A 14,533-nucleotide genomic window follows, 5' to 3' on the forward strand; every position below is an offset into this window, starting at 1 on the left:
TGTGCCTGCGTTTGAAGAGAGGGTGGATCATGCGGAACAAGGCAATTCTGATTGTCGGGCCGTTGTTGCTTGCGGCTTGCGCCGCATCGGACAAGTACAGTGACATCATTGCGCGCGCCACGCCGCCCAGCCCCGCCTTGAAGGCAGAGATTGTCGTCGGCGCCAAGGAACTCGTCTACGACCCCAGCTCGATCCGTGATGCCGAGATATCCAATGTGGCGACCCTGCCCGACGGGCTGCAAGGCGTCTGCGTCCGCGCGGACAGCAAGGACGTATCGGGCCGTTATCTCGGCCAGCACAGCATTGGCATACCAATCCGGAACGGAAAGATTGCCGGCGGCAGCCTGGATCACCCCGTCTGCGACCGCATGGACGTTCAGTGGCAGCCCTTCCCCGAGCTTGAGCGGCTTCCCGGCAAGTAAGTTCTATCGAGACAAGTTCAGCCAGGTCGCGGGTGTGGAAGTATGCCGGGGGAAGCCCGGCAGATCATGCGGGCAAGACAGGCCCGCGCCAAGCGCTCCTGACCCCAGAACGGAACAGGACCAGAACAGGAAAGTGATAACCGGAGTGATAACCCCCTTGACCCCATCAACCGAAAACCCTAGCAAACGCAAGGCTCCGGCGGGTTGGCGGAGAGGTTACGCAGCGGATTGCAAATCCGTGAAGACCGGTTCGATTCCGGTACCCGCCTCCAAGTCTTTTCAAGAGCTTGTGCCATATCGGGCCTTCCCCTTCTTCCGGCGTTTACAGTAGCGTTTACAGTTTCGTTCACTTTGCGCCCCCTTTAGCCCGGGCGAGCTTGACCAGAATACCATCTGATTCATCGGGTGAAACACGGGCGTAATGCTCGATTACGGCTGCCGCGTAGCGGACCGACCAGCCCATGTGCGAGGCGATATGCGCCAGTTCAAGCCCCGCGTTCAGCAGACGTGTAGCAGCGGTCCCACGCGTATCCTGGAGCCGCAAATCATACCCCAAGGCCTCGGGTGTTAGCCCCGCCTTGTTCCGCCAGTAGCGCAGGCTGTCCGAGGCGTGGCGCCCAGTCATGGCCCGCCCGCGATCACTGACCAGGATCAACATGCGGTCGGCCGGCGTGGCGTCGATCAACGCGGCCATGGCCGGAGTGACGGGGATTGTGGCGGTGCGCTTGCGCTTGTTCGTCCTGATGCGGATGCGGCGCCCCTGCGGCGTCTTCTCGATCTGGTTGCGATGCAGGCGCACCAGGTCGGCCGGCCGCAGCCCGGTTTCGCAGCCCGCCGTCAGAATCCGCTGCACCCATTCCGGCGCGATGGCGCAAACAGCTTCACGCTGCGCCGGAGTCCACACGATCTCCGAACGGTCCACCTCATAGACCTTCCGAAAGTCGCCGCAGTAGTGCATCCGGATCTTGCCGGCGTCCTTCCAGGCCCAATTGAGTATCCGCGTCACCACGGTTCCGGCATAGTCGTACTGGCGCGGCGAATGCGCCCATTGCTTGCGCCATTCATTGACCTCGCCGCGCGCTTCGGGTTCCTCGAACATCGCGGCGGGGTCGTCCTTGAACGCCGCCGCGAAGCGTAGCGCCCAGAGGCAATAATCCTGCCGGGTGCGCTCGCCCTTGGGCATTTCCGCGCTCGACAGAAAGTCATCGACCATTTGCACGGTCATGTAATGCGCCGGCTTGGGGCGGGCGGTTGCCTCGGCGAATGCCACGAAGAAAGCCGGATCATTCGGAAAGCGGGCGCTGTCCTCCCAGAACTTGGGACCGCCGCGCCAGGCATAGAAATGGAATTTCGCGCCCGCTTTCGTGATGCGCCGAACGCAATGAACACCCTTCGGACGACTAGAACGTGGCATTACGCGCCCTCCGTTGTGCCACCAGCGACGCAGCACCAATGGGACCCCGCGACGGCGTGAGGATCTCCATGCCCTGGGCAGCATCAAGACGCTGACGGACATGCTTGGGATCGAACCATCCGGGGCGCCCCGGAACATGCCGCAGGCCTAGCTTCGCGCAGAAACTGCGGAAGGCGCTATTAGCGCTGGCATAGCCCCATTCTTCGGCCAGATCCTCGGCACGGATCAGGCCAATCATCTGGGCAAAGTGAGATGGTAAAACTGACATATCGCAGATCTGTAGGTGGCCTCGGGATTTTCCTCGCCCAGCAAGGATGAGAACAAGGCGAGGCGTCTTGCTATCTTGGCGGTCTCATCGGGTCGTTGGGTACCAATATGGCAGAAGTCAAAAAAATGATGATTTTTCTATGACTTCAGGGCCGTGGCGAGAGAAGACGAAGCATCCATCTCTCCCAGCCCCGCCGCTGGCGCGACCATCCTCCGAGCGATGAACTCGTCCAGCGCACCTTCAGGAATGAAAAAACGAGATCGTAGCCGGATGTGTCGCAACTCCCTCGCCGCGATCAGATCACGGATTCGTCTCTCTGACCATCCTGATGCGACCGCTAGCTCTCTTGGAGTCTGAAAACCCTCCATTGGACTCTCCTTTGATCCTGAGGCACGAACTGCTACAGCTGGTAATGAAGCGGAACAGTAGTGATTCCATACCCAATTTCTGGTAACATTTGATACCATATGGTAATGAAGAGCGGATTGCAAGAACGTTTGGAGATCGTCCGGAAATCCACCGGGCTCTCCCAAGCGGCGTTTGGCGAGCAGCTCAACCTCTCCGACCGCGCCTACAAGAACTACGAACTAGGCATCCGCGAACTACCATTGCGTGTGGCGCTCGACATCGCGGAGAAATTTAAGGTCAACATCAACTGGCTCATTACCGGCGAGGGCGCGCGCAGCACACCAACCATCGGACAGGCCTTGGAAGATGCAGTTGTTGCTGTCCGTGAACACTTTGAAGCCACCGGGAAGAAGCCGCCGATCGACAAGGAAGCAGCCATCATCCGGTTCGTCTTCGAGGAGATACTTCGAGAAGGCGGGCTCAACCCTGAGCGCGCCAATTCATACCTGAGAACCATATGAGAGGAATCGAGATGACCACGCGATCCCGCGCGCAAGAAATCATGGCCGATCTGTACCTGGAAACGATTCGCGAAGCACATTTTAAGGCCATGCGGCGAATGACAAAACAGGGGGCGGTTCTAGGCGTTTTCGCCTTGGTGGTCTGGGCCATAGCTCTATGGGCGCGGACTGCCAGTGCAGCCGTCACCGTACTTTTGTTGTTTATTGTGGTCGGCCTCATTTTTTCAATGGGCGCCTGCGCAGCATTGCAAATTACGATGGAAAAGACGCTTCCTGAACCCCAGTCCTGATCGACCAGATTGTGCGCGATGACTTTCAAGGCCGCCTTCTGCCCTTCGACTGTGCCGCTGCATTGACCTTCGCCTAGATCGCGGCCGCGCCGCGCGATTGACCGCACCACCCTTGGAACACAGAGATGAACGCCGTTGAGATCGAAGAGGCCATTTCCCAGCTTGCCGAGCAGCCCTTTGACGCGGCAGAGTTTCCCTATGCCTTCCTGCTGGCCTTCGGGAACAAGGACACCACGATCAAGCGCCTGCGCGCGGGCAGCTCGAACAAATCCGACCTCGGCGGCGTCCTTCAGACCAGCAACATCCACATCAAGACCTGCGCCGAGGGCGAGGCGACCGCCACCCTCCGCGCTTTGCGCGAAAGCCCCGCCACCACGCGCGCCAAGGCGAAGTTCATCCTCGCCACAGATGGGGTAGAGTTTCAGGCCGAAGATTTGACTTCGGGCGAGGCCATCATCTGCCCCTACGCAGATTTCCCGAACCATTTCGGCTTCTTCCTGCCGCTGGCGGGTATCACCACCGTCCGCGCCATCCGCGAGAACGCATTCGACATCAAGGCAACCGGCCGCCTGAATCGGCTCTATATCGAACTGCTGAAGGACAACCCCGAATGGGGCACCGCCGCGCGGCGGCACGAGATGAACCAGTTCATGGCCCGGCTGATCTTCTGCTTCTTCGCCGAGGATACCGGGATCTTTGCGCAGGAAACCGTCTTCACCCGAACCATCGACACGATGAGCGCGCGGGACAGTTCCAACACCCATGAGGTGATCGGCACGCTGTTCCGGGCGATGAACACCAAACCCGACCACCGCGCAGCCCAAGGCATCCCCCGCTGGGCCGAGCCTTTCCCCTATGTGAATGGCGAACTCTTTTCCGGCACCACTGAGGCGCCGCGTTTCAGCAGGATCGCCCGGTCCTACCTGCTGACCATCGGCGGGCTGGATTGGACGCAGGTGAACCCGGACATCTTCGGCTCGATGATCCAGGCTGTCGCGGATGAGGATGAACGCGGCGCGCTTGGCATGCACTATACCTCGGTGCCGAACATCCTGAAGGTGCTGAATCCGCTGTTTCTGGATGACCTGCGCGCGGTGCTGGAGGAAGCGGGCGACAACGGGCGAAAGCTGCTGAACCTGCGGGGCCGCATGGCGCGGATCAGGGTGTTCGACCCGGCCTGCGGATCGGGCAACTTCCTTGTCATCGCCTACAAGGAACTGCGGGCGATCGAGGCCGAGATCAACCGCCGCCGGGGCGAAGCTGACCGGCGGTCCGAGATCACGCTGACCAATTTCCGCGGTATCGAGTTGAAGGATTTCCCCGCCACTATCGCCCGGCTGGCGCTGATCATCGCGGAATATCAGTGTGACGTGCTGTACCGGGGCCAGCGCGAGGCGACGCGGGATTTCCTGCCGCTGGACAGCAAGAACTGGATTACCTGCGGCAATGCGCTGCGGCTGGACTGGCTGTCGATCTGCCCGCCGACCGGCGCGGGGGTGAAAATGCGCGGGGATGACCTGTTCAGCACGCCACTGGATCAGGCCGAGATTGATTTCGAGAATGAGGGCGGCGAGATATTTATCTGTGCAAACCCGCCCTATCAGGGCAGTGTTAATCAAACGTCGTCTCAGAAAGACGACATGGCACGGATCTTCTCGCCTGTCCTAAAAACATACAAAGACCTCGACTATGTCGCCGCTTTCGTTCTCAAGGTTGCGCAATTCAATGAGATGACAGGCTCAAAGAGCGCCCTTGTGACGACGAACTCGATCACTCAAGGTGAGCAGGTTGCGATGCTATGGCCTTTGGTGTTCTCGCAAAGAAACGTCATACACTTTGCGCATACGTCCTTTCTGTGGAGTAATCTTGCAAGCAATAAAGCGGCAGTTACTTGTGTGATTGTCGGACTATCTCCAGTGGAAGCAGCTGAATGTCACCTATTCGATAACGGAGTTGTCCGATCAGTCCGAAACATCAGTCCATACCTTGTTGCAGGTGATTCTGTCATTGTTAAAAAACGCTCCACGTCACTCTCGGGGCTGTCAATGATGCAATCAGGCAACAAGCCAACAGATGGTGGCAACCTAATTCTTTCAAGCAATGAGCGGTCGGCGATAGCGAGCACAAGCCCAGCCAGCATGCGTTTCATAAAGCGGTATGTCGGATCGAGAGAAATCATTAATGGTGGCGACCGCTGGTGCATCTGGATTGAAGACGATGAACTAAATGATGCGAAGAGCATTCCAGAATTCCGTGAAAGGCTCGAAAGGGTGCGGCGCCTCCGCGAGACAAGCAACGGGAAGCAGGCGAATGACAACGCCGCTTCTCCACATCGCTTCGTATTCGCTCCGCACAGCAGGGGCCTCTCAATAATGGTCCCGAATGTCTCTTCAGAACAACGACAGTTCCTTCCTTGTAACATCGCTGACTATGCGACCGTAGTTTCAAATCTCGCATCGGTAATCTACGACGCCCCACTCTGGAACATGGCGCTGATCGCCTCGCGCCTGCATCTGATCTGGATCGGCACCGTCTGCGGCAAGATGAAAACCGATTTCCGCTATTCCAACACCCTCGGCTGGAACACCTTCCCCGTCCCGCCGCTGACCGAAAAGCAGAAATCCGACCTCACCGCCTGCGCCGAGGCTATCCTTCTGGCGCGCGAGGCGCATTTCCCCGCCACCATCGCCGACCTCTACGACCCCGAAAACATGCCCGACAACCTCCGCGCCGCCCACGACCGCAATGACGAGGTGCTGGAACGCATCTACATCGGCCGCCGCTTCCGCAACGACACCGAACGGCTGGAACACCTGTTCAGCCTCTACACCAAGATGACCACCAAGCCGAAGGCAGTGGCTGGGGGCGTATGATGGATAGCTATATTTGTTATCAAATGTGGCATGGTCATCGCGATGCGCTTATTCGGGCGCACGAATTCTATGTGCGAGAGGCAAAGGCGCGCCTTCTGACACGGTTTGGGAACATTGAGGCCGAAGCAGATGAAGCGGCCGAACGTGCATTGAAAGATAGTTCACGTTGGTTCGATCCTGGTCGGCATGATCCTAGCGACTTCTATGAATCGGCTTCGGAGGTGGGGCAGGAATTCTATGATCTGCTTACCCAGATGCATGATGATACACGACTGAACATTATTTCCGGGTTCTTTCACCAATGGGAGAAGAGTCTTCGGCAGTGGCTCGCAGATGAATCCAAGAAGTGGCATCGCGACGATAACCTGAGCAACGCGATCTGGAAGGTGAAGTTTGATGATCTCGTTGCGCTCCTTGAAAGTTGGGGTTGGGCGGTGCGTGGCGAATGGTGGTTTGCCGACTTGAACGCCTGCCGGATGATCGTGAATGTGCATAAGCATGGTGATGGGCCATCGTTAGATGCGTTGGCGAAAAATTTCCCGCAATATTTGCCAAGTCCACTGTCATCATTTGGCGGACAGGATTTCTTCGCCAACAATAACCCGACCCACGAGCACTTGAAGGTGGATGATCGGGATTTGGATAGATTTTCGGATTCAGTTGTGGAATTCTGGCGAGCGGTCCCAGAAAATGTGACTTTCGGAGAAGTGAAGCTCTCTCCTCCCGCGTGGTTCGTCAAAGCATACAACAAATCTGCAACGGCAGGAGCTACTTCATGAGGCCAGTGACAGTCGTTCCCCCCGTTTCGGTCAATGACACCAGGCCGAAGGCCCACGCATGAGCCTTTCCCCCATCCAGACGCTGGAACGCACCCGAAGGCTGATCGACGACCTGCGCGCCCGCCCGGCCGAAACCTCCTGGCTGGAGTTCAAAGAGAACAACGCCGATGGCCCGCTGATCGGCAAGCTGGTATCGGCCCTGTCCAACGCCGCGCGCCTGGCCGACCAGCATTTCGCCTATCTGGTCTGGGGTATCCGCGACGGCGATCACGAGGCGGTCGGCACGACCTTCGATCCCGCCACCAAACGCGAACAGGGGCAGCCGTTCGAGATCTGGCTGGCGAACCGGCTGCAACCCGGTCTCGATTTCCGGTTCGAGGAGGTTGAGTATCACGGCCAGCGGTTGGTTCTGCTGACCATTCCCGCCGCCGCAACGGCGCCGGTCGAGTTTGACCGCACCGGCTATCTGCGGATCGGCAGCGCCACGCCGCGCCTGTCCGATCACCCGGAACGGTTGCGGGCGCTGTGGGCGAAACTGCAACCCTATGCGTGGGAGGCGGGGCTTGCGGCGCAGTTCCTGACCGGCGACGAGGTGCTGGCGCGGCTGGACTATGCCAATTACTTCGATTTGACCGAACAGCCCTTGCCCGACAACCGGCAAGGCATTTTCGACCGGCTTCAGGCCGACCGGTTGATCCAGCCTGACGTTGGCGGTCATTGGAACATCACCAATCTGGGCGCGATCCTGTTTGCCAAGCGGCTGTCCGACTTCGGCCCCTCGGTCGCCCGCAAGGCGGTCAGGTTTGTCGCCTACGGCGGCGCGGGCCGCGCCGACACCGTGACCCATCGTCAGGATGGACAGCGCGGCTATGCCGCAGGGTTTCAGGGGCTGGTCGATTACATCGACGGGCTGCTGCCGAGAAACGAGCATATCGGCTCGGCCTTCCGCGAGGAACGCCCGCTCTATCCCGCCATCGCCGTCCGCGAGTTGATCGCCAATGCGCTGATCCATCAGGACATGACGATCACCGGCGCCGGTCCCCTGATCGAGCTTTTCAGCGACCGCATGGAGATCACCAACCCCGGCGCGCCGCTGGTCAGCCCGGATCGGTTCCTGGACTCTCCGCCCCGGTCCCGCAACGAGGCGCTGGCCTCGCTGATGCGGCGGATGCGGCTTTGCGAGGAGCAGGGAACCGGGATCGACAAGGTGCTGACCGCTGTCGAACTGCACCAACTGCCGCCGCCGGACTTTCGCACGGAAGGCGAGGCGGTCAGGGTCGTGTTCTTCGCCCCGCGCCGCTTTGCCGAGATGACGCCGGAGGAGCGTGTCCGGGCCTGCTACCAGCACGCCGCGCTGAAATACGAAAGCGGCCAGCGGATGACCAATGCGAGCCTGCGCGACCGGCTTGGCATTGATCCTCGCAATGCTTCGCAAGCTTCTGTAATCATTCGCCAGGCCCTGGATGCCGGCTTCATCCGGCCCGCCGACGCCGAGCATCCGCGCGCGGGCTATGTCCCGTTCTGGGCATGAGGGCGGCAAGTTTTGATCGGGTTTTGATCGCAGGGGCGCCCAAAGGAGAGTTCATGATGAAAATTTCAATGAAATCAAAATTCTATACGGCATCGTCGACGGCCTCCCGTCTTGATCGGGTTTTGATCGGGCTGCCTACCCCTTGGGGGATGATGCCTGGCTCGGGGGGCAACACCCATGCATAAGTCTGTCCCGTCGGTCTCTGTCACCTATGCCCGGAACGGCAGCTCCACCCGCCCGAACGAGTTGGGCATGCGCCCCATGCAGGAAAAGGCGTATGAGAAGCGTGGCGAGCAATACCTGCTGATCAAGTCGCCCCCGGCCTCGGGCAAAAGCCGGGCGCTGATGTTCGTGGCACTGGACAAGCTGCACAATCAGGGCCTGCGCAAGGCGATCATCGTGGTCCCGGAAAAGTCGATCGGGTCCAGCTTTGTCAATGAGCCGCTGTCGAGGTTCGGCTTTTGGGCCGACTGGACCGTGACGCCGAAGTGGAACCTGTGCAATGCCCCCGGCGAGGATGGTGGCAAAGTCAGTTCGGTTCAGTCCTTCTTGGACAGCGATGACAAGGTGCTCGTCTGCACCCACGCAAGCTTCCGCTTTGCCGTCGATCGCTTCGGGATCGAGGTCTTTGACGACTGCCTGATCGCGGTGGACGAGTTCCATCATGTCTCGGCCAATCCCGACAACAAGCTGGGCGCGCATCTGGCGGCGTTCATCGCCCGCGACAAGGTGCATATCGTCGCCATGACCGGGTCTTATTTCCGGGGCGATGCCGAAGCGGTGCTGATGCCCGAGGACGAGGCGAAATTCGAGACCGTCACCTACACCTATTATGAGCAGCTGAACGGCTACACGTATCTGAAGAAACTGGATATCGGTTACTATTTCTACAGCGGTTCCTATGCCGACGATATCGTCAAGGTGCTGGACCCGAACGAAAAAACGATCATCCACATACCCTCGGTCAATTCGCGCGAAAGCACGAAGGACAAGATCAAGGAGGTCGAGCATATCATCGAGACGCTGGGCGAATGGCAGGGCACCGATCCCGCGACCGGGTTCCAGTTGGTGCAAACCCCCGAGGGACGCATGCTGCGCATCGCCGATCTGGTCGACGACGAGGCCGCGAAGCGCGACAAGGTCTCGGCCGCGCTGAAAGTCCCGGCTCAGAAGATGAACCGCGATCATGTCGATATCATCATCGCGCTCGGCATGGCGAAGGAGGGGTTCGACTGGATCTGGTGCGAACATGCGCTGACGGTCGGCTATCGATCAAGCCTGACCGAGATCGTGCAGATCATCGGCCGCGCTACCCGCGATGCGGAAGGCAAGACCCGTGCACGGTTCACCAACCTGATCGCGGAACCGGATGCTTCGGAAGAGGCCGTGCGCGAGGCGGTGAACGACACGCTCAAGGCCATCGCCGCCAGCCTGCTGATGGAACAGGTGCTGACGCCACGCTTCAACTTCACACCGAAGGCCAAGGCGGCGGGGCCGGTCGAGGGCTTCGACTATGGCGAAGGTGGCTATGACCCGAGCAAGTGCAATATCGGTTTCAATGAGGCGCAGGGGCAGTTCCAGATCGAGATCAACGGACTCGCGCAGCCGAAAAGCAAGGAGGCCGAACGGATCGTCAGCCAGGACCTGAATGAAGTCATCACCGCCTTTGTTCAGGACAAGACCGCCATCGAGCGCGGCATGTTCGATGAGGAGGTCGTGCCGGAGGAACTGACGCAGGTTCGGCTGGGCAAGATCATCCGGGACAAATATCCGACGCTCGATGCCGAGGATCAGGAGGCGGTGCGCCAGCATGCCATCGCGGCGCTGAACCTCACCCAGCAGGCCAAGGCGGCGATCACCGAGGCCGGCGGCGGCAATACGGCCTTCGTTGATGGTGTTCGTCGCTTCGCAATGAGCGTGACGGAACTGGACATCGACCTGATCGACCGGATCAACCCCTTTGCCGAGGCCTATGCCATCCTGTCGAAAACGATGGACGAGAACAGCCTGAAGCAGGTTGCCGCGGTGATCAACGCGCGCAAGGTGCAACTGACGCCGGAAGAGGCGCGCGATCTGGCCAGACGGGCGCTGAAATTCAAACAGGAACGGGGGCGGCTGCCCGACATCACCTCTGCCGATCCATGGGAAAAGCGCATGGCGGAAGGAGTGGCTTTCCTCGCACGGATGAAGCAAGAGCAGAAGAATGGCTAAGACATTCACAGATGAAGATGATGCTCTACTGGCCGAACTGGGCGTGGAGGCAGAGACTAGGCGATCCGGCGGCCGCAGCGCGCGTGAGGAGCGCATCATTGCCGGATTCGAGGAAGTGCAGCGTTTTGTGGACGAGAAGGGTCATGTCCCCCGTCACAGCGAGGATGGCGACATTTTCGAACGGCTCTATGCCGTACGCCTTGATCGGCTGCGAGAGCAGGCCGAATGCCGTGAGCTTTGTCTTCCCCTTGATCGACAAGGGTTGCTGCACGGTTCGCTGGACCACCCGACCGTTCCCGACGAGGATCTGGACGACGACGCGCTCCTTGCCGAACTCGGCATTGAAGCTGAAGCGCCGGAGATCACCGAATTGCGCCACGTTCGTTCAGCTGCCGAACGCAAGGCGGCGGACGAGGTCGCCAACCGCGAAGCCTGCGCCGATTTCGCACTGTTCAAGCCGCTGTTCGAACAGGTCCAGCGCGAACTCGACACCGGCATGCGTGAGACGCGCCCGTTCGAGTTGAAGGCAGAGATCGAGAAGGGGCGGTTCTTCATCGTTGGTGGGCAGAAAGCCTATGTGGCCGAGAAAGGTGAGGTAACGCTGACGGATCAAGGGCGAACCGATGCCCGCCTGCGGGTGGTTTTTGACAACGGGACCGAAAGCAACATGCTGATGCGCTCGCTTCAGCGCGCACTCAACAAAGATGAGGCTGGGCGGAGGATAACCGATCCGGTCGCGGGGCCGCTGTTTTCGGGCGAACTGGCCGCAGAAGATCAGGACAGTGGCACGATCTACATCCTGCGCAGCAAGTCAGATCACCCGACAGTGGCTGCAAACCGAGAACTCGTCCATAAGATCGGCGTCACCAGCAATGATGTGAAAACTCGCATACAGGGCGCGCGGTTACAGCCGACGTTCCTGATGGCGGATGTCGAATTGGTTGCAACATACAAACTCTACAATATTTCTCGATCAAAGTTCGAAATGCTGATCCACCGGATTTTCGGAGCGGTGCGATTGAATGTTCAGGTTCAGGACCGTTTTGCGCGGCCTGTGGTGCCCGAGGAATGGTTTCTCGTGCCTTTTTTTGTCATTGATGAGGCAATCCAGAAGATCATGGACGGGACAATCACCCAGTATGTTTATGACCCTAAACGAGCACAGCTGGTGCTGCGTTAATGATTGACGCAAGTGACTTTCCTGCTTATATGAGCGAAATATCAAAAATCACTGAAACTTGCGTGAACGATACAAAAATATATATCCGATATCGCGCAATCGGTGAGGGCTTTGAAGCAAACGCCTTCTGGCTGAAAGATGCAAAGCCAAGCGCAATTCAATTCTTTAACGGTATCAATTCCGCTCGCGAACTCGCGGTAGTCATGTCCGTGTGGAAAATCATGGAGGTCCCAGCGAAGGGAAAATTCATTCCCGGAGAAATAGCCAGTCGCACTAGGCCAAACCAACGGCGAATGCACGATGAAATTCGCTCACTTCCCCGACTGTCTCGGCTATTTCGAGAGGCATGTGGTGATGGCTATAATGGCTATTTAGATCGATACGCGACTCGCCAAAATGAGATCGCCATCAAGCACAACCTTCCCGTACGGGATGTGCGAGAATTCAGAGAAAAAATATATAATGACAGAGACTCCCTCATCGCCATTTGCGATAAAATCGATGCTTTATCTGCGTCTGATACACATAGGGATTTAGATATAGCTAGAAATGAAGGCTTCGCTCACAGCTCGAGAATATCTCGGAAATTTATTACAAGCGGCCTATCCGAAGATGATTATAAGTTTACTCGACAAATTCTTTTTCACTTCGGTGATGAAGTTATGCAGCTAGCGCTATACTTCGATTCTATCTGGAATCAACGCAACCGCCCTTCAATCGCCGATAGCATAAGGGTCTCTGTTAATGCCGGTGCCTCGTTCTGGGATGACCTTCGGGTAGGCTTCAATCCCGGAGCGAATCAGTAAACGCGGCAATCTCGGCGACCATACGTCGGCCTCCCAGGTCTGATCCACGCCTTCAGCCCACCAGGGATAGCAATATATGACCTATACCCGGCGGATACTGCAGAGCATTCTGCATGCCGAAAGCCTGCGCAAACGCCGACCAGCGCAGAGAGTTCAGACCGCCTAGCCATCAGCCCGAACGACGTAGGGCTTCGGCGGGGATTAAGACTCCTACAAGGACCCGTGAGGACCACAGCAACCAGCCGTATGTGAGTCGCGATTCTTAAGGCACTTGTCATTCCTTGAGTCAAGAGTAGACTCGCGCGAAACGAGGCACGCTACATCCTGGTGGCGCACCATAACATAGAGGCAGAGCACATGCGCAGCGAACTCCTTCTCTCTCCCCAGCCCACCATGAAGAGGATCGCTGACTTAGGCGGCCCCGACTTCTATCCGACGCCGACTTGGGCAACCTATGCGTTAATTGACAACGAGAATTTCGCGGGTGAGACGTGGGAATGCGCATGCGGCGACGGGGCCATGTCTGATGTCATCAGCCAAGCTTCCAGTCGGGTCGAGAGCTCTGACCTCTATGATCGTGGCTACGGTGAGGCCAATGTTGACTTTCTTGACGTTGAACGTAGATCGCAAAACATCGTCACCAATCCGCCATTTCATAGCGCGGAAGGGTTCGTCTCTGCTTGCTTGGAGAAGGCAGAGCAGAAGTTCGCTCTCCTATTGCGATTGGCGTTTTTAGAAGGTGGATCAAGGCAGAAGTCCATATTCGCGCGCCACGCCCCAAGCAGGGTTTGGGTGTTCAGCGAGCGCATCACGTTTTACCCCAAGAATGCCGAAAAAAAAGGTTCCGGAACAACCGCTTATGCATGGTTCGTGTGGGACAAGGCTCACATGGGGGGAACCGAGTTAAAGTGGTTCACCCCCGGTTATAAAAAGAAGTATGGAAGTTAGGGATTTTGGCCTGCAACCGCCGCAAGCCCAGCGGCAGTTATGGTCCATCCCTCTTCATCGGGATCGTAATCTGCCAATCCGGTGATTTGCAAGCCTCGACCTCCATCTCGGTGAGACACCAAATTCCGAACTTTCTGCGAAAAATAAGTGTCCCCACGGCCCTCGACTATCTCCGCATCCTTACCCTGTGGTTTCATCACGTTAGTAAGGATTTCGATCAATTGGGTCGTGGTCAACTTTCCTTTTGGAGCTTTCGAAAGCTCTATGAGTGCCTGCGCCCTAATTTCTTCTTCCGTGTATAGCATCGCGAACCTCGACTGAAACGCACCGTTATCTGGACACGAGTCTGTCAGGGAGTCCAGAGCCTTGCGGAATTTGTCGGGGGCAAGGTTCACGCCCGTGCTCTCTAGTCGCGAGGATCGTCGGTGGTCCCTTAACCCGGTCCAGCATCTCGCACGATCTGGACGATATCGCGAGGGTCTGATCCCATCGCTGTGGCTATTTCGACCAGTTCCACCACCTCGACCCGCCGCTCGCCGTTCTCGTACTTCGCCACGAAGGACTGCGGCCGCTTCAGGCGCTCTGCCAGTTCGGTCTGCGTCAGCCCCGCATCCAAGCGGGCCTGCTTGAGGGCAGCCATCAAGGCCAGATGACCAGGGCTGCGCAAGGTTCGGCCCATCCTTGAACTCCAGATAAATCCGGAATTCGGATAGTGGCGCTTGAGCAATATCCCATTTTGGGTTATTTCGTGCCGGACGTGTTTGCATCTTTATTTTCAGGACCAACCGATGCCCCACCAATGTCCGCACTGCATGACCGAGATTCACGCCGAGGCCTCCACCTGTCCGTAAGCGGCGTCTGAACCCCACATTGCTTGGCTGAGGCGCTGCTGCGAAGTCCTATCCATCGGCTGGTGGGGAGTGCGTTTCGCAATGTGTGCCA

13 protein-coding genes and 1 tRNA gene are annotated in these 14,533 nt (G+C 58.1%); 11 read left to right on the forward strand and 3 right to left on the reverse strand.

The window, feature by feature from the left end:
• Positions 1-29: 29 nt before the first annotated feature.
• Both BU28_RS0107420 and BU28_RS0107425 read left to right on the forward strand, forming a co-directional pair.
• Positions 30-422 carry a hypothetical protein gene (locus BU28_RS0107420; protein ID WP_028718908.1) on the forward strand — a complete coding sequence of 131 codons (393 nt, stop codon included), beginning with the start codon at positions 30-32 and terminating at the stop codon, positions 420-422.
• A 198-nt stretch (positions 423-620) separates the two neighbouring features.
• Positions 621-694, forward strand: a tRNA-Cys gene (locus tag BU28_RS0107425).
• A 74-nt stretch (positions 695-768) separates the two neighbouring features.
• On the opposite strand, the gene BU28_RS0107430 is transcribed toward BU28_RS0107425, so the two are convergent.
• A complete protein-coding gene (locus tag BU28_RS0107430; RefSeq protein WP_233145039.1) occupies positions 769-1,836 on the reverse strand; it encodes a tyrosine-type recombinase/integrase in 1,068 nt (355 codons plus the stop codon).
• A 753-nt stretch (positions 1,837-2,589) separates the two neighbouring features.
• Here BU28_RS0107430 and BU28_RS24155 point away from each other — a divergent pair.
• The 9 genes from BU28_RS24155 (at position 2,590) to BU28_RS0107465 (ending at position 13,591) form a co-directional block, all read left to right on the forward strand.
• Positions 2,590-2,973 carry a helix-turn-helix domain-containing protein gene (locus tag BU28_RS24155; protein WP_051577993.1) on the forward strand — a complete coding sequence of 128 codons (384 nt, stop codon included), beginning with the start codon at positions 2,590-2,592 and terminating at the stop codon, positions 2,971-2,973.
• An 11-nt stretch (positions 2,974-2,984) separates the two neighbouring features.
• Positions 2,985-3,263 (forward strand): hypothetical protein, encoded by a 279-nt coding sequence (locus tag BU28_RS0107440; RefSeq protein ID WP_028718910.1) that lies wholly within the window; start codon positions 2,985-2,987, stop codon positions 3,261-3,263.
• 125 nt (positions 3,264-3,388) lie between these two features.
• The gene (locus BU28_RS0107445; protein WP_028718911.1) at positions 3,389-6,136 is read left to right on the forward strand and encodes a class I SAM-dependent DNA methyltransferase; all 2,748 of its coding nucleotides are present in this window, start codon (positions 3,389-3,391) and stop codon (positions 6,134-6,136) included.
• Positions 6,136-6,915, forward strand: coding sequence for a hypothetical protein (locus BU28_RS25305; protein ID WP_143809741.1), 780 nt, complete (start codon positions 6,136-6,138; stop codon positions 6,913-6,915). Before BU28_RS0107445 ends, BU28_RS25305 begins: the two co-directional genes overlap by 1 nt.
• Positions 6,916-6,973: 58 nt before the next feature.
• Entirely contained in the window at positions 6,974-8,446 is a 1,473-nt protein-coding gene (locus BU28_RS0107450; protein WP_028718912.1) for an ATP-binding protein, read from the forward strand.
• 177 nt (positions 8,447-8,623) lie between these two features.
• Positions 8,624-10,657, forward strand: a complete 2,034-nt coding sequence (locus tag BU28_RS0107455; protein WP_028718913.1) for a DEAD/DEAH box helicase — start codon at positions 8,624-8,626, stop codon at positions 10,655-10,657.
• Positions 10,650-11,837, forward strand: a complete 1,188-nt coding sequence (locus BU28_RS0107460; RefSeq protein WP_028718914.1) for a GIY-YIG nuclease family protein — start codon at positions 10,650-10,652, stop codon at positions 11,835-11,837. Before BU28_RS0107455 ends, BU28_RS0107460 begins: the two co-directional genes overlap by 8 nt.
• Complete coding sequence (locus BU28_RS25310) at positions 11,837-12,643, forward strand: hypothetical protein (protein WP_143809742.1); 807 nt, start codon at positions 11,837-11,839, stop codon at positions 12,641-12,643. The genes BU28_RS0107460 and BU28_RS25310 overlap by 1 nt, the downstream gene beginning before the upstream one ends.
• 357 nt (positions 12,644-13,000) lie before the next feature.
• Entirely contained in the window at positions 13,001-13,591 is a 591-nt protein-coding gene (locus BU28_RS0107465; RefSeq protein ID WP_028718915.1) for a hypothetical protein, read from the forward strand.
• Here BU28_RS0107465 and BU28_RS25830 read toward each other — a convergent pair.
• Positions 13,588-13,986, reverse strand: coding sequence for a hypothetical protein (locus tag BU28_RS25830; RefSeq protein ID WP_143809743.1), 399 nt, complete (start codon positions 13,984-13,986; stop codon positions 13,588-13,590). The two genes, BU28_RS0107465 and BU28_RS25830, sit on opposite strands and share 4 nt — an antisense overlap.
• Before the next feature lie 38 nt (positions 13,987-14,024).
• Positions 14,025-14,270, reverse strand: a complete 246-nt coding sequence (locus tag BU28_RS0107470) for a helix-turn-helix domain-containing protein (protein ID WP_028718916.1) — start codon at positions 14,268-14,270, stop codon at positions 14,025-14,027.
• Positions 14,271-14,533 lie beyond the last annotated feature (263 nt).

This window comes from Paracoccus yeei ATCC BAA-599 (assembly GCF_000622145.1).
GTDB classification, from domain to species: Bacteria; Pseudomonadota; Alphaproteobacteria; order Rhodobacterales; family Rhodobacteraceae; genus Paracoccus; species Paracoccus yeei.

Excerpts from the sequence above, each read along its gene's own strand:
- BU28_RS0107470 (WP_028718916.1), bottom strand. The coding sequence starts at position 14,270 with ATGGGCCGAACCTTGCGCAGCCCTGGTCATCTGGCCTTGATGGCTGCC.
- BU28_RS25305 (WP_143809741.1), top strand. The coding sequence starts at position 6,136 with ATGGATAGCTATATTTGTTATCAAATGTGGCATGGTCATCGCGATGCG.
- BU28_RS25310 (WP_143809742.1), top strand. The coding sequence starts at position 11,837 with ATGATTGACGCAAGTGACTTTCCTGCTTATATGAGCGAAATATCAAAA.
- BU28_RS0107440 (WP_028718910.1), top strand. The coding sequence starts at position 2,985 with ATGACCACGCGATCCCGCGCGCAAGAAATCATGGCCGATCTGTACCTG.
- BU28_RS0107460 (WP_028718914.1), top strand. The coding sequence starts at position 10,650 with ATGGCTAAGACATTCACAGATGAAGATGATGCTCTACTGGCCGAACTG.
- BU28_RS0107455 (WP_028718913.1), top strand. The coding sequence starts at position 8,624 with ATGCATAAGTCTGTCCCGTCGGTCTCTGTCACCTATGCCCGGAACGGC.
- BU28_RS0107420 (WP_028718908.1), top strand. The coding sequence starts at position 30 with ATGCGGAACAAGGCAATTCTGATTGTCGGGCCGTTGTTGCTTGCGGCT.
- BU28_RS0107465 (WP_028718915.1), top strand. The coding sequence starts at position 13,001 with ATGCGCAGCGAACTCCTTCTCTCTCCCCAGCCCACCATGAAGAGGATC.
- BU28_RS0107445 (WP_028718911.1), top strand. The coding sequence starts at position 3,389 with ATGAACGCCGTTGAGATCGAAGAGGCCATTTCCCAGCTTGCCGAGCAG.
- BU28_RS0107430 (WP_233145039.1), bottom strand. The coding sequence starts at position 1,836 with ATGCCACGTTCTAGTCGTCCGAAGGGTGTTCATTGCGTTCGGCGCATC.
- BU28_RS0107450 (WP_028718912.1), top strand. The coding sequence starts at position 6,974 with ATGAGCCTTTCCCCCATCCAGACGCTGGAACGCACCCGAAGGCTGATC.